Raw genomic sequence first — 18,354 nt, 5'->3', positions numbered from 1 at the left:
AGCGAGGTGCCGCGGTGCCGTACGTCACTCCACCACGTGCCGTCCCTCGGGGCGTGCGCTGCACGAGGCGCGGAAGGAGCAGTGTGCGCAGTGCTGGCCGGCGGTGGGGGTGAACCGTTCGTCCAGCACCTTTCCGGCCGCAGTGGCCAGCAGGTCCCCGACCCACTCCCCCTCCAGGGGCTCCTGGGCCTGCACCCTGGGCAGCGTCTCGCCGCCGTCCTTCTTCGCCGCGCCCTGCCGGAGCTGGACGAGTTCCGCGCCGCCGGGCCCGGGGCGCTCGCCGTCGAAGGCGTCGTCCACCGCGCCCTCGGCCACCGCGAGCTGGTAGACGGCGAGCTGGGGATGGCGGGCGACCTCGGCGGCGGTGGGGGCGTTCTTGCCGGTCTTGAAGTCCACGACGTAGGCCCGGCCGTCACCGTCCGTCTCGACGCGGTCCATCTGGCCCCGGATGCGGACCTGGTACTCGCCGGCCTCCAGGGTCACGTCGAAGTCCCGCTCGCTGGCTATGGGCGTCCGGGTGGCGCGGTCCAGGACGTGCCAGTTCAGGAAGCGTTCGAGCGCCGCGCGGGCGGTCTCCTTCTCCTGGGCGGACTTCCAGGGCGCGTCGAAGGCGAGCGCGTTCCACACGGAGTCCAGGCGTTCCATCAGGACGTCGAGGTCGGCGGGGGTACGGCCGGAGGCGACCTCGTCGGCCAGGACGTGGACGACGTTGCCGAAGCCCTGGGCGGCCGTGGCGGGCGCGTCGGCCTTCACCTCGCGGCCCAGGAACCACTGGAGGGCGCAGGTGTTGGCGAGCTGGTCCAGCGCGCTGCCGGAGAGCACCACGGGCTGGTCCCGGTCGCGCAGCGGCACCTTGCTCGCGGTGGGCTCGTACATCCCCCACCAGCGGTCGGGGTGGGCGGCGGGCACCAGCGGGCGGCCGTCCTCGTCGGCGAGGGCGGCGAGCCGGGCCAGCCGGCGCGCGGCGGCGTCCCGCAGCGCCTCCGAGACGTCCGGGTCGACGGTGGTGGCGCGCAGCTCCGCGACGAGCGCGGCGACCGCCAGCGGGCGGCGCGGGCGGCCGGTGACGTCGCGGGGCTCGACGCCCAGCTCGGTCAGGAAGCGGGACGGCTGGTCGCCGTCGTCGGCCGGTGCCTTCACGGCGGTGACGACGAGACGGTCCCGGGCGCGCGTGGCGGCCACGTAGAAGAGCCGGCGCTCCTCCGCGAGCAGGGCGCCCGGGGTCAGCGGCTCGGCGAGGCCGTCCCGGCCGATCCGGTCGGCCTCCAGCAGGGAGCCCCGGCGGCGCAGGTCGGGCCAGAGCCCCTCCTGCACGCCCGCGACGACGACCAGCCGCCACTCCAGCCCCTTGGAACGGTGCGCGGTCATCAGGCGCACCGCGTCGGGGCGGACGGCGCGGCGGGTGAGGGTGTCGGCGGCGATGTCCTCGGCGTCGATCTCCTCCAGGAAGTTCAGGGCGCCGCGTCCGCCGGTGCGCTCCTCGGCGCGGGCGGCGGTGGCGAAGAGGGCGCAGACGGCGTCCAGGTCACGGTCGGCGTTGCGGCCCGCCGCTCCCCCGCGCCGCGCGGACCGCTCCAGCCTGCTGGGCCAGGGGGTGCCGTTCCACAGCGTCCACAGCGCCTCCTCCGCGGTACCGCCCTCGGCCAGGCACGCGCGTGCCTTGCGCAGCAGCGCGCCCAGCCGCTGCGCGCCGCGCGCGTAGGCGGGGTCGTGCGCGACGAGCCGCTCGGGCTCCGCGAGCGCCCGCGCGAGGAGCACGTCGGAGGGGGCGGGCAGCGCCTCTCCGGCGGCCCGCTCCTCCTCGCGCAGGGCCCGGCCGAGCCTGCGGAGGTCGGCGGCGTCCATGCCGCCGAGGGGGGAGGAGAGGAGCGTGATGGCGGTCTCGGCGTCCAGCCAGGGGGTTTCCGGTGCCTCGGCCTCGCCGGCTTCCCCGGCGGACCCCGCCTCCGCCTCCGCCACCGCACGAAGCGCCGTCAGCAGGGGCGCGACAGCCGGTTCGTGGCGCAGGGGCAGGTCGTCGCCGTCGATGTCCAGGGGGACGCCCGCTGCCGTGAGGGCACGGCGCAGAGTGGGGATGGTGAGGGAGCCCGCGCGGACGAGGATCGCCATCTCGTTCCACGGGACGCCGTCCTCGAGGTGGGCGCGGCGGACGATGTCGGCGATGTTGTCCAGTTCGGTGCCGGGGGTCGGGTAGGTGTACACCTCCACGCCCCCGCCCTCGCGGACCGCCGTCGGTTCCCGGTGGACGCGGAGCTTCTCGGCGGGGAGCTGGGACAGCGGCATGCGCTGGGTGATCCGGCGGGTCGCGGCCAGCAGGCCGGCCCCGGAGCGGCGGGAGGTGCGCAGCACCTCGACGGGCGCGGGGCGGCCGTCCGCGCGGGGGAAGGCGGCCGGGAAGTCGAGGATGCCGTTCACGTCTGCGCCCCGGAAGGTGTAGATCGACTGGTCGGGGTCGCCGAGGGCGACCAGGGTGCGCCCGCCCCCGGCCAGCGCGTGCAGCAGCCGTACCTGCGCGGGGTCGGTGTCCTGGTACTCGTCGACGTACACGGCGTCGTAGGACGCGGCGAGGCGCTCGGCGACCTCGGGGCGGTGGGCGAGGAGCACCGCGCGGTGGACGAGTTCGGCGTAGTCGATGACGCCCTGGAGGTCGATCACGTCGAGGTACTCGGCGAGGAAGGCGGCGGCCGCGCGCCAGTCGGGGCGTCCGATGCGGCGCGCGAAGGCGTCCAGCGCGCCGGGCGCGAGCCCCAGCTCGCGGCTGCGCGCGAGGACCGCGCGTACCTCGTCGGCGAAGCCGCGCGTGGTCAGGCAGGCGCGCAGGTCGTCGGGCCAGCGCACATGCGTGAGCCCGAGCCGCTCCAGCTCGGGCTGCCCGGCGAGCAGCTCGCGCACGGTGACGTCCTGCTCGGGGCCGGAGAGCAGCCGCAGCGGCTCGGCGAAGCGGTCGCTGTCCTGGTGGGCACGGACCAGGGCGTAGCAGTAGGAGTGGAAGGTGGTGGCCCGGGGCGCGCGGGCGGCGCCCATGCGCCGGGCCATCCGGTCGCGCAGCTCGACGGCGGCCTTGCGGCTGAAGGTCAGCACCAGGATGCGCTCGGGATCGCCGCCGCGGGCCACGCGCGCGGCGACGGACTCCACCAGGGTCGTGGTCTTGCCGGTGCCGGGCCCCGCGAGGACGAGCAGCGGACCGCTCCGGTGCTCGATCACCGCGCGCTGGGCGGCGTCCGGGCGGGGCGGCGGTGCCTGGACGGGCGGGGTGCGGAGCAGCCGGTAGGCACCACGAGGCGCCTGCCGACCCTGGGGGTGCGGCAGGCGTCCGGTGGAGGAGGTGGTGCTCACGTGGTTCGCCGGTCCTGGTGGTGGTGCGAGGTGGTCGTAGGGGTGTACTGAGGCGGGCGCCCCGGGGCTTCCCGCCTCAACGAACGTACGTCATGCCGGGGACGTGCCCGATGTCCCCCGTACGAGCGGATGTGGGCCGCGCCCCTTGCCGGAGGCCGTCAGCTGTGGTCCGCCGGGCTCCCGTCCCAGCGGGCCTGTCTCATGTCCAGGCGCGGCAGATGTCCCTGCGCGCCGCGGGACGCCTGCTTCAGCGGGGTGCCCTCGGCCCGGTACCGGTCGAGGGCACGCAGCTCGTGGCCGGGCAGCAGCGCGCCGTCGGCCCGCACCACGCGCCACCACGGCACCGCGCCCCCGTACAGCGCCATGACCCGGCCCACCTGGCGCGGCCCGCCCTCCTCCAGCCACTCCGCGACGTCGCCGTAGGTCATCACCCGGCCCGGCGGAATCCGCTCGGCCACGTCGAGCACGCGCTCGGCGTACTCCGGAAGTTCGTCCGGGCGCCCCTCCCCGGCAGGGCTCTGCTCGCTCATCCACCCCATCCTGCCGTACGCCTACGACAATGGGACAAGGCCGGCCAGGGGTGTCCGGACGGGCCCGCACTCCGCCCGATCGCACTTTTCGGATCCCCATCCACACCCTGATGCCCCCTCGCGCCCCTCAGTCGTGCCACCATCGTGCGGGCGGTGACTGGTGATACGAGACCAAGAAGAGACCATGAACAAGCAGGGTGTGCACGACGACGCGGAGGGCACCTCCGGCGCGTCCGCGCGCCCCGGCGCCTCCCACGGTCCCGCCGAGGACGCGGGTCCGCGCGCGCGTGAGGGCGGTGAGGCGGACGCCCCGGCGCGGGCGTACGCCCGCAGGCGTCCCTCCGACGACGTCCTGGAGGAGGTCGAGGGCGACGAACCGCTGCTCCCCGCGCGCGTGCACCGCCCCTCCGACCTCATGCGGCTCCTGGTGGGCGTGCTGGCGATCGCCCTCCTGCTCGCCATCGCCGCGTTCGCGCACGGCACCACCTCGGGGCTCGAACAGGACATCAACAAGGGCACCGGCCAGGCGCCCGACCTGCTGATCAAGATCGCGGGGCTGGCGTCCAGCATCGCCATCCTGCTGGTCCCCGTGGCCTTCGCCATCGAGCGGCTGATCAAACGCGACGGGCTGCGGATCGCGGACGGTGTCCTCGCGGCCGTCCTCGCGCACGGCGTCACCCTCGCCACCGACCTCTGGGTCGCCCGCGCCGCCCCCGACTCCATCCAGGAGGCACTCACCCAGCCCGCGCCCGGTGACATCCACGCGCTGACCGACCCGGTGCACGGCTATCTCGCGCCCGTCATCGCCTATATGACGGCCGTCGGCATGTCCCGCAGACCCCGCTGGCGCGCGGTGCTGTGGATCGTGCTGCTGCTCGACGCGTTCTCCATGCTGGTCACCGGCTACACCACGCCGTTCGCCATCATCCTGACCGTGCTCATCGGCTGGACCGTCGCCTACGGCACCCTCTACGCCGTCGGCTCCCCCAACGTCCGCCCCACCGGCCGCACCCTGATGGCGGGCCTGCGCCACGTCGGCTTCCACCCGGTCAGCGCGGTCCGCGAGGAGGGCCCGGAGGCGGAGAACGGCGACCGGGGGCGGCGCTACTTCGTCACGCTGGAGGACGGCCCGCCGCTGGACGTCACGGTCGTCGACCGGGAGCAGCAGGCCCAGGGCTTCTTCTACCGGGCCTGGCGCAACCTCACCCTGCGCGGCTTCGCCACCCGCTCCAGCCTCCAGTCCCTCAGACAGGCCCTGGAGCAGGAGGCGCTCCTCGCCTACGCGGCCATCGCGGCCGGCGCCAACGCCCCCAAGCTGATCGCCACCTCCGAGCTGGGTCCCGACGCGGTCATCCTCGTCTACGAGCACACCGGCGGCCGCACGCTGGACTCGCTGGCCGACGACGAGATCACCGACGAGCTGCTGCACAAGGTCTGGCACCAGGTGCGGGCGCTGCAGTCCCGGCGCATCGCGCACCGCAGGCTCGCGGGCGACGCGGTACTGGTGGATCGTTCCGGCAAGGTGATCCTCGCCGAGCTGCGCGGCGGGGAGATCGCGGCGGGCGACCTGCTGCTGCGCATGGACGTGGCCCAGATGCTCACCACGCTCGGCCTGCGGGTCGGCGCCGAGCGGGCCGTGGCCGCGGCGGTCGCGGTGCTCGGCCCGGACGCGGTGGCCGACTGCCTGCCGATGCTCCAGCCCATCGCACTGACCCGCTCCACCCGCGCCACCCTGCGCAAGCTGGGCCGTGAGCGCGCGGAGCGGGAGCGGGAGGCGGTGCTGGAGTCGTCCCGGCTGGCCAAGCAGGCCCGGCTGGAGGCGGCGTCCGAGGAGGGCGCGGCGCCTCCTGGCAAGCCCGACAAGAAGACCGTCCGCGCCGAGCAGCGGGCCGAGAAGCGGGCCATCGACGAGGCGATCGACGAGGCCCGCGAGGAGGACCTGCTCACCCAGATCCGGCACCAGGTGCTCCGAATCAGGCCGCAGGCCCCGGTCGAGCCGGCCCGGCTGGAGCGCATCCGGCCGCGCACCCTGATCAGCGTCATCGCGGGTGCGATCGGCGCGTACTTCCTGCTCACCCAGCTCACCCACATCGAGTTCGGCAAGCTGTTCGCGCAGGCCCAGTGGGGCTGGGTGGCGGCCGCCGTGGCGTTCTCCGCGCTCAGTTACGTGGCCGCCGCGATGGCGCTGCTCGGGTTCGTGCCGGAGCGGGTGCCGTTCGTGCGGACGGTGGCCGCGCAGGTCGCCGGGTCCTTCGTGAAGATCGTCGCTCCGGCGGCGGTCGGTGGTGTCGCGCTGAACACGCGGTTCCTGCAGCGGCAGGGAGTGCGGCCGGGGCTCGCGGTGGCGAGTGTGGGCGCGTCGCAGTTGTTCGGTCTCGGCTGCCACATCCTGATGCTGCTGTCCTTCGGCTATCTCACCGGCACCGAGAAGACGCCGTCGCTGTCGCCGTCCCGGACGGTCATCGCGGGTCTGCTGACGGTCGCGGTGCTGGTGCTGGTGGTGACGTCGGTACCGCTGCTGCGGAAGTTCGTCGTCACGCGCGTACGGTCGCTGTTCGCCGGGGTGGTGCCGCGCATGCTGGACGTGCTCCAGCGGCCGCAGAAGCTGGTCACCGGCATCGGCGGCATGCTGCTGCTCACCGGGTGCTTCGTGATGTGCCTGGACGCCTCGATCCGGGCGTTCGGCGACGAGTCGGCGCACATCAGCATCGCCAGCGTCGCGGTGGTCTTCCTCGCGGGCAACGCACTCGGTTCCGCGGCGCCGACACCGGGCGGGGTCGGGGCCGTGGAGGCGACACTGACCGTGGGTCTGATCGCGGTCGGACTGCCCAAGGAGGTGGCGGCTCCGGCCGTGCTGCTGTTCCGGCTGCTGACGCTGTGGCTGCCGGTGCTGCCGGGGTGGCTGGCGTTCAACCACCTGACCCGTAAGGGAGCCCTGTAGGGGGCCCCGGTCCGGCCGGCCTGCCCTTACGGGGCCCCGTAGGGGCTGTCGCCCCCGTACTCCTTACGGCCCCTGCCCCGCGCGGAGTCGCGGGCGCGCCGTGAGGATGGCTGTATGCCGAACCCTTCCCGGCCGCGCGCGGCCGCCCTGACGGCCAGTGCCGTGCTGATGGCCGCCCTGCTGGCCGCCTGCGGCGGGTCGGGGCACGGGGATCTCACGAAGCAGAAGCTTCGGTGGAAGGACTGTCCGGCCCCCTCCGAGGCGGAGGGCGGCGGCTCGGCACCGTCCCCGCTGCCCGGCGGCACGAAGTGGCAGTGCGCCACCATGCTGGCACCTCTGGACTGGGGCAAGCCCAAGGGCGACACCATCGGCATCGCCCTGATCCGCGCCAAGGCGGACGGCCCGGCGAAGGACCGGATCGGCTCGCTGATCTTCAACTTCGGCGGGCCCGGCGGCAGCGGCGTCACCACGCTGCCCGCGTTCGGCGAGGACTACGCGGCCCTGCGCACCCGGTACGACCTGGTCAGCTTCGACCCGCGCGGGGTCGGCCGCAGCGCGCCGGTGCTGTGCGAGAGCGACTCCCAGCTCGACACGTTCTTCCAGCAGGACGCGACGCCCGAGAACACCGCCGAGCAGAGGCAACTCATCGCCCGCACGAAGAAGTTCAACGACGCGTGCGAGCAGCGGTCCAAGAAGATCCTGCCCCATGTCCGCACCACGGACGCGGCCCGCGACATGGATCTGATGCGGCAGGTGCTCGGTGACGCCAAGCTGCACTACTTCGGCATCTCGTACGGCACTGAACTCGGCGGCGTGTACGCCCACTTGTTCCCCCAGCACGTGGGGCGGGCCGTCTTCGACGCGGTGGTGGACCCCACCGAGACGACCGAGGAGGGGGCGCTCAGCCAGGCGCGCGGGTTCCAGCTGGCGCTGGACAACTTCGCCGAGGACTGCACGTCCAAGGTCGAGGACTGCCCTGTCGGGGACAGCGCGGACGACGTGAAGAACCGTATCGCCAAGCTGCTGAAGGACCTGGAGAAGAAGCCCATCCCCGGTATCTTTCCACGCCAGTTGACCGAGACGGAGGCGACCAACGGCATCGCGCAGGCGCTGTACTCCAAGGACTTCTGGGAGTACCTCACCGAGGGGCTCGAGCAGGCGTACTACGGGGACGGCAGGGTGCTGATGCTGCTGTCCGACTCGCTGAACGGGCGGTCGGAGAACGGCGAGTACAGCAACATCGTCCCGGCCAACCTTGCCATCAACTGCTCGGACGAGAAGCCCCGTTACACCCCGGCCTACATCCAGTCCAAGCTCCCCGGCTTCCGCAGGGTCTCCCCCGTCTTCGGTGACTACCTCGCCTGGGGCATGGCCAGCTGCACCGACTGGGCCGTCCCCGGCGCCGCCGACCACCCCGACGTCCACGCCCCCGGCTCCGCCCCCATCCTCGTCGTCGGCAACACCGGCGACCCCGCGACCCCCTACGAGGGCGCCCGCGCCATGGTCGACGCCCTCGGCAAGGGCGTCGCCGTCGAACTCACCTACCGGGGCCAGGGACACGGGGCGTACGACAGCAGGAACAAGTGCGTCCAGAAGGCGGTCAACGACTACCTGCTGACGGGCCGGACCCCGAAGCCCGGCACGGTGTGCACCTGACAGCTGCCCTACGACGGCTCGCCACGACTCTCCGGCACGCCCGGCGCGGGGTCCCCCGACAACTCCGGTCCAGGGCTGCCCCTCCGCCGTCACCAGCAGACGGCGAAGGCCCACCGTGCCGGTGCGAAGCGGCGCGGTGGGCCTTCGGGGCCGGGAGGTGTCAGTACACCGGCTTGCTCGGCTCGATCTGGTTGACCCAGCCGATCACGCCGCCGCCCACGTGGACCGCGTCCGCGAAGCCCGCGGACTTCAGGACGGCCAGGACCTCCGCGCTGCGGACGCCCGTCTTGCAGTGGAGGACGATGCGCTTGTCGTGCGGGAGGGACTCCAGGGCGGTGCCCATGAGGAACTCGTTCTTCGGGATCAGCTTGGCGCCCGGGATGGAGACGATCTCGTACTCGTTCTGCTCGCGGACGTCGATGATCTCGATGTTCTCGCCGTCGTCGATCCACTCCTTGAGCTGCTTGGGAGTGATCGTGGAGCCGGCCGCGGCCTCCTGGGCCTCCTCGGAGACGACGCCGCAGAACGCCTCGTAGTCGATCAGCTCGGTGACCGTGGGGTTCTCGCCGCACACCGCGCAGTCGGGGTCCTTGCGGACCTTGACCTGGCGGTACTGCATCTCCAGGGCGTCGTAGATCATCAGGCGGCCGACCAGCGGGTCACCGATGCCCGCCAGCAGCTTGATCGCCTCGTTGACCTGGATCGACCCGATCGACGCGCACAGCACACCGAGGACGCCGCCCTCGGCGCAGGAGGGGACCATGCCGGGCGGCGGGGGCTCCGGGTACAGGCAGCGGTAGCAGGGGCCGTGCTCGGACCAGAAGACGGACGCCTGGCCGTCGAAGCGGTAGATCGAGCCCCACACGTACGGCTTGTTCAGCAGCACGCACGCGTCGTTGACCAGGTACCGGGTGGCGAAGTTGTCCGTGCCGTCGACGATCAGGTCGTACTGGCCGAAGATCTCCATCACGTTCTCGGCCTCGAGCCGTTCCTCGTGCAGGACCACGTCCACGTACGGGTTGATGCCCTTGACCGTGTCCCGCGCGGACTCCGCCTTCGAGCGGCCGATGTCCGCCTGGCTGTGGATGATCTGCCGCTGGAGGTTGGACTCGTCGACCTCGTCGAACTCCACGATGCCGAGCGTGCCGACACCGGCCGCCGCGAGGTACATCAGCGCGGGTGAACCCAGGCCGCCGGCGCCCACACAGAGCACCTTGGCGTTCTTCAGCCGCTTCTGCCCATCCATCCCCACATCCGGGATGATCAGGTGGCGGGAGTACCGGCGGACCTCGTCTACGGTGAGCTCGGAAGCGGGCTCGACCAGGGGTGGCAGCGACACGGGGACTCCGTTGGTCGGTCGATCACTACGGGTTGTTCTTCCCGTAACACTGCCACGGCCTTCTTCATTCCGAGACACCCGTTCCGACCCGCGAGACGAATTCGTCCCAGTGGCCGGGCATGGTCTCCCAGGGGTTGGCCCGGCCGCCGCGGTCCGTGCGGTCGGTGAGGTAGATCGTCCCGGCGCCCTGCCAGCGCGCGATGCGCAGTGCCTCCTCCAGATGGCCGCGCGGCACCCCGTGCACGAAATGGCAGAAGCGGTCGGCCGGATGGTCGGCGGTCCACTCGGCCACCTGCGACCAGCGGTAGTCGGCCCAGGAGCCCCGGAAGGTCACCAACTGGTCGGCGTTCTCCGCGTACCCCGGACAGGGGTGCTCCCCGTGGCCGAGCACGATGTGGGTGTCCCCGGCGAGCGCGCGCAGCGTGGTGATCACCCGCCGGACATCGGGCAGTTCCGTCCGGTCACCGGGACAGCGTTCCAGCAGGAAGCCGTCGACGCGGTACCAGTCGAGGTGGCGGTGCGCGTCGGTGACCAGGTCGGCGAAGGGGCGCATGCCGTGTGCGAGGTCCAGGTGGCCCAGCACACGGACCCCGCCGCCCTGCAGCCGGCCCGCCGCCTGAAGGCAGTGCGGGTCGGGGCGGACGCCCGGTCCGGCGGCGACATTGAGCACCACCCAGTCCAGCGGCGTTCCGGGACGCGCCAGTTCGGCCCACTGGGCGGGCGCGGTCAGCGGGTGCGCGTAGTCGGGGACGCCGATCGCGGTACGTACGCCGGTGACGGTGGGCGCGCTGGTCAGATGCGGCATGCCGCCTCCATCCAGATGTCCGCGAGCGACTCCTCCAGATTGATCCGGGGCCGCCAGCCGAGCCGGTCGCGGGCGGTGCGCACATCGGCCTGCTGCCAGCTCCCGCAGCCGTCCGGGTAGGGGTACGCGACCGGCACCGCGTGGTCCAGGTCACCGCGCGGATGCCCGAGCTGTCCCCGCAATGGGCCGGGAGGCGCGTCGAGCTCGTTGAGCGCGCCGCCGTACCCGGCGACCCGCGCGAGGACCGTGGCCGCGTCACGCAGCCGTACGGCACGGCCGGAGCCGATGTTGATCACACCCTGCGCGGCGGACAGGGAGGCGGCGTGCACGGCGCGGGCGACATCGCGTACGTCGACGAAGTCGCGCTGGACGCCGAGCCCGGCGAGCTTGAGTTCGCCGTCGCCCGCCTGCATGGCCCGGCGCATGGCCTCGGCGAGCCTCCCCAGGGGCGACCCTGCCGGGGTGCCGGGTCCGGCGGGCGAGAAGACCCGCAGCACCACGGCGTCCAGCCCGGAGCCGAGGACCAGTTCCGTCGCGGCGAGCTTGCTGACCCCGTAGGGGCCGCCCGGCCGGGGTACGGCGTCCTCGGCCGTGGAGGAGCCGGGCTGGCTCGGCCCGTACTCGGAACCGCAGCCGATCTGCACCAGCCGGGCCCCGCAGCCGCTGCGCCGCAGCGCCTCGCAGACGGTGGCCACGGCGACGGTGTTGTGCCGGGTGAGGTCGCGGGCGCCGCCCCGGGTGGCACCGGCGCAGTTGACGACGACACCGGGGTGCACGGCGTCCAGGAACCGGGTCAGCGCGCCGGGGCTGCCGGTGGCGAGGTCGAAGCGGACGTCGGCGTCGTCGCCCCGGCCGAGCGCGGTGAGCTGCACGGCGGGGTCGGCGAGGAGGCGGTCGGCGACGAAGCGGCCGATGTACCCGTTGGCTCCGATCAGCAGGACCCTCATAGGGCGGCCCCCGAGGTGTGCGCCGCGGCTGCTCCCACGGACCCGGCCACTGCGGTGGCTCCGTGTCGGGAGGTGGTCATCTGGTGTTCTCCTTCTCAGGGATGCGGGTCTCAGGGATGGAGGGGGGAGCGGGCGGGACGGCGGTGGGGCGCCGGTGCCGTGGGGGTGGAGCGGGGCGTGCGGGCCTCACTCCGGGCCCCCTACGGGCGCGTGGGCCGAGGCACGGGTGAGGGTGCGCAGGGCGTGGGCCAGGAGGACCAGGGCCGCGCAGCCGCAGCTCAGGGTCGGGATCGCCCCCACCCCCAGGGGGTCGACCGGCGTGGTCACCGGCACGGCGAGGAACCCGCAGTCGGGGAGCCGCCCGCTCAGCACCAGCGCCGGCGCCGCCACCTCGGCCGCCGCCGCCGCGCCCAGGATCACGGCCGGCGCGTGCCGGTGCCGGTGGGCGGTGAGGAGGCGGGCGAGGAACAGCAGGGCGCCCAGGGTGAGGGCCTGCGGGTAGGCCGGGTCCTCGTGCAGCACGGCACCGGTGAGGGCGAGCAGGCCGGTCAGAGCGGCCAGGTACAGCGCGACGACGCCGAGCAGCAGGGGGCGCGCCCCGGAGGTGAAGTCCTCCAGGCCCCGGCTGCCCGCGAGCCGGCGGCGGGCGCCGAGGTCGAGCAGGTGGGCGCACCAGGCGGCGGGGGCGCAGGCCAGGGCGAGGGCCACTACGGGCGCGGTGGCGGCGGGCCAGGGGCCGTCCGGGGAACCGGTGGGCAGGGCGTCGGGGCCGCCGCTCACCACGGCGTCCAGCAGGCCGTCGCCGAGGAGGGCGTACCCGAGCAGGCAGACGGTCCACACAGGGGCGGACGGCCGCGGGGCGGCGCCGGGGCGGGCCGCGAGGGGGCCCCGGCCGAGGGCGGCGCGTACGGCCAGGATCACCGCGAGGAGGCCGCCGAGGGCCACCAGGGGGCGGGCGGTGCCGGGACCGAGCCGCAGTCCCGCCACGGTCCCGGAGGCGACCGCGCCGGGCAGCAGGGTGAGCAGGACCCAGCCGGTACGGATACGCGGGGCGGGGCCGAAGGTGGGCTCGGGGGCCGGGTCGGCGTCGCGGGGGACGCGCGCGTACAGCTCCTCGGCGAGCGAGAACACGTCCCGGTGCCGGTAGCGGGCGGCGGAGCGGTCGGTGAAGCCGTGCGCCTCCAGCCCGGCCGCGATCTCCAGCGGGTCCACGGCCCGCTCGCACAGCTCCCGGTGCCGGTGCAGCAGGGCCTTCACGGGGTCGACGGCACCCCTGCGGGGAGCGGTCTCGGCTCCGGAGGTCCCGGAGGCTCCGGACGCCGCCACCGCACCCGCCCCCGTTCTGTCCACGCCCCTCATCGCACCCCCTCCGCCCCGGCCCGGACCGGCGCCGGTGAGCCCCGCAGCAGGGTGGGGACGGTCCAGCGGCCGGGTACGTGGGCCTCGGCCGGGACGGCGAACGGCAGGGGCTCCCCCGCCTCGTCCACGGCGACCCGGCGCACCGGACAGTGCGACATGATCTCCAGGTAAATGCCGTGAAATGCCGCGATGTTCTGTTCGACGCCGAACAGTTCCAGCGCCCGCGCCCGCGCCGCCGCCCCCAGCCGCGCCCGGCGCTCGGGATCGCGCAGCAGCGCCACGCACGCCTCCGCCAGCGCCCTCGGATTGCGCGGCGGTACGACGAGCCCGGTGCCCCCGATGACCTCCACCACGGCGCCCACGTCCGTGGACACCGTCGCCCGGCCGCAGAACATCGCCTCGGCCAGGCTGACCGGGAACCCCTCGACCACGCTGGACAGCACGACCACGGCACCGGCGGCGTACGCGTCCGGCAGCGTCGGCGCCTCGGGCGCCCCCACCTCGGTGAACGACACGGGGTTGTCCCCCACGGCGTGCAGCCCCTCAGCCTCGTCCGGGAAGAGCTGGGCGGCCAGCGCCCGGCACTGCGCGAGGTACGCCTCCCCCTCGGCCCCGACGGGCACGCCCACGATGCGCAGCCGCGCGTGCGGCTCCTCCTTGCGGACCTCGGCGAAGGCGTGCAGCAGCGCGACCAGGTCCCGGCCGGGCTCGATCCGGCCCACCCACACCAGCGTGCCGGCCTCGGCGCACTCGGGCGCCTCGCCGACCTCGGCGAACCTGTCGGCGTCCATGCCCGGGTGGACGGTGCGGATGCGGGCCCGGTCGGCGCCGCACCGCTCCTGCCAGCGGCGGGCGTGGCTGCTGCCGGGAGTGAGGATCTCGGCGCGCCGGTAGACCTCGGCGGCGAGCCGCCCGTGGAAGGCGGCGAGCAGCGCGCGGACGGCGGGGGCGGCGCTGTCGGGGCCGAGCGCGAGGTAGTGCGCGCGGAGCTGGACGCCGTACTCGGTGACCAGCAGGGGCACACCGGAGAAGTGCCGGGCGAGCAGGCCGGGCAGGGCGGCGGAGCCGCCGGAGGTGGCGTGGCAGAGGTCGACGGCGGCGAGGGCGTCCTCGCCGTACCAGCCGAGGGAGAGGGGGCACAGGGCGCGGGCGAGGTGGTCGGTGACGGCCAGCAGGTCGGGGACGCGCGCCTCGTGCGCCGCGCGCGGCGCGCCGGGGGCGCGGCAGGCGCGTTCCAGGGCGGTCACGGCGTGGTCGGAGCGGAGGGCTCCGGTCAGGGCGCCGGTGTCGCGGGCGAGTTCGGCGAGGCTGTACAGCGCGTTGCCGAAACGGTCCGCCACTTCGGCGGCGGAGCCCTCCTGCGGGGCGCAGACCGCGCCGAGCAGCTCGCCGTAGTACTCGGTGAATCGCCTGCGGCCGCGGCGGCCCAGCGGAGCGCCGTCGTCCCCGGCCGCCCACGGCCGGGCGGTACGCACCCGCCTGACCTGCGGCGGGATCGGCACCCAGCCGTCGCCCTCCTGCTGCCGGCCGCTCTCCAGCGCGTAGACGTCGAACTCGTGCTGCCCGAGCCCGCGCACGAGCCGGTCGCACCAGAGCCCGGTGTCACCGCCGACATACGGATAGCCACCCTCGGTAAGCAGTCCGATGCGCACGCGTGCACCCCCGATCTCCCGTGTGTGGGAGCCGCCGTCGTCCCGGCGGCTCGCAGCGGGACGAACGTACGCGGAGAGGGCGGTGGCGCGATGGACGGTTGTCCGTCGCGCCACCAAAAGGGGTGAACGGTCGTAACTTTCGCGGGCGAACCGCGTTCCGACACGCTAAGAGATCGTGTGGTGACGTTCCGCACGCGAAACGTTACGCCGGAGCGGGCTCCCGCCGGGCCGCCCGGCGCCGTGCGGCGACCTCCGGGTCCAGCGCCGGCACGGCGGCCAGGAGCTGGCGGGTGTACGGATCGCGCGGGTTCTCGTACACCTCGTCGACGGGGCCGGTCTCGACGACCTGTCCCCGGCGCATGACGGCGACCCGGTCGCTGACCTGGCGGACCACGGCGAGGTCGTGTGCGACGAAGACGAGCGCGAGCCCGAGTTCCCGGCGCAACTCGTCCAGCAGGGCGACCACTTGAGCCTGGGTGGTGACGTCGAGCGCGGAGACGGGTTCGTCGCAGACGATGACGCGCGGGTCGGCGGCGAGAGCCCGCGCGATGCCGATGCGCTGGCGCTGGCCGCCGCTGAACTCGTGCGGATAGCGGTCGTGGTGGGCCGCTTCGAGACCGACCCGCTCCAACAGTCCGGTCACCCGCTCCCGTACGGCCCTGTCGTCCTGTCCGCCCTTCGCGCGCAGCGGGTCGGCGATCGACTCGCCCACCGTCCGGCGGGGGTTGAGGGAGGACGCCGGGTCCTGGAACACCATCTGCACGGACGGGTCGACCCCGCTGTGCGCGCGTCCGTCGTACCGGATGGTGCCCGAGGTGGGCTCCAGCAGCCCGACCAGCATGCGGCCCAGGGTGGTCTTGCCGCTGCCGCTCTCCCCCACGATCCCCAGGGTCTCGCCCCGGCGCAGGGTCAGCGAGACGTCGTCCACGGCGGTGAACGCCCTCCGCCCGCGCCCGAACTCCCGTCGCAGGCCGACCGCTTCGAGCACCGTCTCCCCCGCCTCCTCGGCGGGCGCGGTACGGGGTGCGTCCACGCGCGGTACGGAGGCGAGGAGTTCGCGGGTGTAGGGCTGCTCGGGTGCGGCCAGCACCCGGCGCAGCGGCCCGTGTTCGACCGCGCGGCCGTGCCGCATCACGAGCACGTCGTCGGCGCTCTCGGCGGCGACGCCCACGTCATGGGTGACGAGCAGCAGGCCGAGCCCGTTCTCCTGGCGCAGGGTGTGCAGCAGGTCGAGGATCTGGGCCTGCACGGTGACGTCCAGGGCGGTGGTCGGCTCGTCCGCGATGAGCAGCTCGGGTTCGCACGCCAACGCCATGGCGATCAGCGCGCGTTGGCGCATGCCCCCGCTGAACTCGTGCGGCCGGGACCGCGCCCGCCGGGCCGCGTCCGGGATGCCGACCCGGTCCAGCACCTCGACGGCACGCGCGCGTGCGGCCCGCCGGGAGGCACGGGTGTGGACGCGGTACACCTCGGCGATCTGGTCGCCCACCGCGTAGTACGGGTCGAGGGAGGACAGCGGGTCCTGGAAGACCATGGCGGCCTTGGCCCCGCGCAGCCCGCGCAGCTCGGCGTCGGAGGCGGCGGTCACGTCGGTGCCGGCCACCAGGACCGAGCCGCCGACCCGTGCCCCGGTGTCCCGGTGCAGGCCCAGCAGGGCGCCGGCGACGGTGGACTTGCCGGAGCCCGACTCGCCCACCAGGGCCAGCGCGGCCCCCTTCTCCAGCGTGAAGGAGAGTCCGTCCACGGCGTGCAGGGCGCCGAACTCGACGGTGAGATCGGTGACTTCGACCAGGCTCATGCGAGGACCACCCGGCGGTCGGCCAGCGCGTACAGGACGTCCGCGACGGCGTTGGCGATGACGACGAAGAAGGCGACGACCAGGACCATGCCGACGACCACGGGCAGGTCCACCACCTTGACCGCGTGCACCAGCTCCTGGCCGATGCCGGGCAGCCCGAACAGCGTCTCGGTGAGGACCGCGCCGCCGATGGCGGAGCCGACGTTGTTGGCGTTGAGGGCGATCACGGGGGCGAGCGCGCCGCGCAGGGCGTGCCGTCCGACGATGGCCCGCTCGCCGACGCCGTAGGCGCGGAAGGTGCGGATGTGGTCCTCGGCGAGGGTCTCCAGCATGGCCGAGCGGGTGAGCCGGGCGAACGCGGCCGCCTCGATCAGGGCCAGCGACAGCCAGGGCAGCAGCAGGTTCCACGCCCACTGCTCGGGGTCGTCGCCGAAGCGCACGTACTGCGGGAACGGCAGCAGTTGGAGTTCGCCGCAGACCACGATCATCAGCACCAGACCGAGCACGAACACGGGCGTGGCCCAGCCGGCCAGGGTCAGCACGGTGAGCACCCGCTCGGAGAGCCGGCCGCGCCGCCAGGCGGAGAGGACGCCGGTCCCGACGCCGATGACCAGCCAGAGCACCATCGCCCCGGCCACCAGCGAGAGGCTGACCGGCAGCTTGGCCAGCAGCAGCGTGAGCACCTGCTGGTCGCTCTGGTAGGAGAGCCCGAGGCAGGGTGCCGCGCAGTGCTCGACCGAGGTGCCGGTGGAGTAGTCCTGGCCGACGAACAGCCCCTGGAGGAAGTGGAAGTAGCGCAGGTAGAGCGGGTCGTCGAGGCGGAGCTGGGCGGCGACCTGGTGCACCTGCTCCGGGGAGCAGCGCGGGCCGCAGGTGATCTGGGCGACGTTGCCGGGGGTGGCGTAGAAGACCACGTAGACGAGGACCGAGACGGCGAGCAGGGTGATGAGCGTGCCCGCCGCGCGGCGCAGCAGGAATCCGCCGAAGCCGTTCACGCGGCGTCCTCCTTCCGGGCGCGGCCGGTGCCGACGCGCAGCCGGGAGGCGGCGCGGGGGTCGAGTGCGGTGCGCACGCCGTCACCGAGGACGGTGAGGGCGAGCACGGTGGTGAACAGGGCACCGGCCGGGAACAGCAGATACTGCGGCGCGGCCTGGTACCAGACGTCGGCGGCGGTGATCATCTGTCCCCACGACGGCGTCGGCGGCTTCACCCCCACACCGAGGAAGGACAGGGCCGCCTCGGCGGAGATGTTGGTGGGCACCAGCAGCGCGGCGTAGGTGATGACGGGCGCGGCGAGGCCGGGCAGCAGCTCGCGGCGGGCCACCCGCACGGCGCCCCATCCACTGAGCCGGGCGGCGGCCACGTGATCGAGCCCCTTGAGGGTGAGGGTCTGGGCGCGCACGATCTTGGCGACGTTGCCCCAGGCGATCAGCCCGATGACCAGCGCGACCAGCACCGGGCGGGGGAAGCTCGCGGGCACGACGGCCAGCAGCGCCAGCGCCATGATCATGAGCGGCAGGGCCACGATGATGTCGGTGACCCGGCTGAGGACCTGGTCCAGCCACCGGCTGCCCATCGCGGCGGCCACGCCGATGGTGACGCCGATGAGCACCTGGATGAGGGTGGCCGCGAAGGCGACGCCCAGCGAGACGCGGGCGCCCTCCACCAGCCGGGCGAACAGGTCCCGTCCGGTCTGCGGTTCGACGCCCAGCCAGTGCTCGGCACTGATCCCGCCGAGCGACCCGATGGGCACGCCGCCGCGCGCGGAATCGACGAGGCCGGGGTGGTACGTGGTGGGGTCCTGGCCCTCGAGGGCGGTGAGCAGTGGCGCGGCGAGCGCGACCAGGACGAGGAGCGCGACGACGGCCGCGGCGACGAGGGCGGCCCGCTGCGCGCGCAGCCGCCGCCAGAACTGACGGGCCCCCGAGGCCGCCGGGGCGGTGATGTCCGCCCCGGCGGCCTCGACGGCGACGAGTGCTTCGCTCACCGGG

12 protein-coding genes are annotated in these 18,354 nt (G+C 74.0%); 2 read left to right on the top strand and 10 right to left on the bottom strand.

The annotated features are described in order from the left end of the window. Nucleotides 1-24 precede the first annotated feature (24 nt). Together E5082_RS02890 and E5082_RS02885 are read right to left on the bottom strand one after the other, a co-directional pair. Nucleotides 25-3,336 (bottom strand): ATP-dependent helicase, encoded by a 3,312-nt coding sequence (locus tag E5082_RS02890; RefSeq protein WP_135789697.1) that lies wholly within the window; start codon nt 3,334-3,336, stop codon nt 25-27. 158 nt (nt 3,337-3,494) lie between these two features. Beyond that, on the bottom strand, nt 3,495-3,866 hold the full coding sequence (locus tag E5082_RS02885) for an MGMT family protein (protein WP_229918890.1): 372 nt from the start codon (nt 3,864-3,866) through the stop codon (nt 3,495-3,497). A gap of 184 nt (nt 3,867-4,050) precedes the next feature. Between E5082_RS02885 and E5082_RS02880 the strand changes: the two genes are divergently transcribed. Together E5082_RS02880 and E5082_RS02875 are read left to right on the top strand one after the other, a co-directional pair. Continuing rightward, nucleotides 4,051-6,807, top strand: coding sequence for a lysylphosphatidylglycerol synthase transmembrane domain-containing protein (locus E5082_RS02880; RefSeq protein ID WP_135789695.1), 2,757 nt, complete (start codon nt 4,051-4,053; stop codon nt 6,805-6,807). 114 nt (nt 6,808-6,921) lie between these two features. Then, complete coding sequence (locus tag E5082_RS02875; RefSeq protein ID WP_135789694.1) at nt 6,922-8,463, top strand: alpha/beta hydrolase; 1,542 nt, start codon at nt 6,922-6,924, stop codon at nt 8,461-8,463. A gap of 160 nt (nt 8,464-8,623) precedes the next feature. Here E5082_RS02875 and moeZ read toward each other — a convergent pair whose 3' ends face one another. From moeZ to E5082_RS02835, 8 genes are all read right to left on the bottom strand, one after another. After that, nucleotides 8,624-9,802: an adenylyltransferase/sulfurtransferase MoeZ gene (gene moeZ / locus E5082_RS02870; RefSeq protein ID WP_135789693.1), complete on the bottom strand. Its 1,179-nt coding sequence runs from the start codon at nt 9,800-9,802 to the stop codon at nt 8,624-8,626. Nucleotides 9,803-9,866: 64 nt separating this feature from the next. Further along, entirely contained in the window at nt 9,867-10,607 is a 741-nt protein-coding gene (locus E5082_RS02865) for a spherulation-specific family 4 protein (protein ID WP_135789692.1), read from the bottom strand. Continuing rightward, nucleotides 10,595-11,554, bottom strand: coding sequence for an NAD-dependent epimerase/dehydratase family protein (locus E5082_RS02860; protein ID WP_135789691.1), 960 nt, complete (start codon nt 11,552-11,554; stop codon nt 10,595-10,597). Before E5082_RS02860 ends, E5082_RS02865 begins: the two co-directional genes overlap by 13 nt. 186 nt (nt 11,555-11,740) lie before the next feature. Further along, nucleotides 11,741-12,913, bottom strand: coding sequence for a hypothetical protein (locus E5082_RS02855; RefSeq protein ID WP_229918891.1), 1,173 nt, complete (start codon nt 12,911-12,913; stop codon nt 11,741-11,743). Beyond that, entirely contained in the window at nt 12,910-14,565 is a 1,656-nt protein-coding gene (locus E5082_RS02850) for a DUF3492 domain-containing protein (protein WP_135789690.1), read from the bottom strand. Before E5082_RS02850 ends, E5082_RS02855 begins: the two co-directional genes overlap by 4 nt. Nucleotides 14,566-14,767: 202 nt before the next feature. Next, nucleotides 14,768-16,363 (bottom strand): dipeptide ABC transporter ATP-binding protein, encoded by a 1,596-nt coding sequence (locus E5082_RS02845; RefSeq protein ID WP_135789689.1) that lies wholly within the window; start codon nt 16,361-16,363, stop codon nt 14,768-14,770. Next, nucleotides 16,360-17,358 carry an ABC transporter permease gene (locus tag E5082_RS02840; RefSeq protein WP_135789688.1) on the bottom strand — a complete coding sequence of 333 codons (999 nt, stop codon included), beginning with the start codon at nt 17,356-17,358 and terminating at the stop codon, nt 16,360-16,362. Before E5082_RS02840 ends, E5082_RS02845 begins: the two co-directional genes overlap by 4 nt. Continuing rightward, a complete protein-coding gene (locus E5082_RS02835; protein WP_135789687.1) occupies nt 17,355-18,350 on the bottom strand; it encodes an ABC transporter permease in 996 nt (331 codons plus the stop codon). Before E5082_RS02835 ends, E5082_RS02840 begins: the two co-directional genes overlap by 4 nt. Nucleotides 18,351-18,354: the final 4 nt, after the last annotated feature.

Origin of the sequence: Streptomyces griseoluteus (genome assembly GCF_004784465.1) — a bacterium.
Taxonomy (GTDB): Bacteria; Actinomycetota; Actinomycetes; order Streptomycetales; family Streptomycetaceae; genus Streptomyces; species Streptomyces griseoluteus.
The sequence above is the reverse complement of the archived record's forward strand: the minus strand, read 5'-3'. Positions and strand labels throughout refer to the sequence as shown.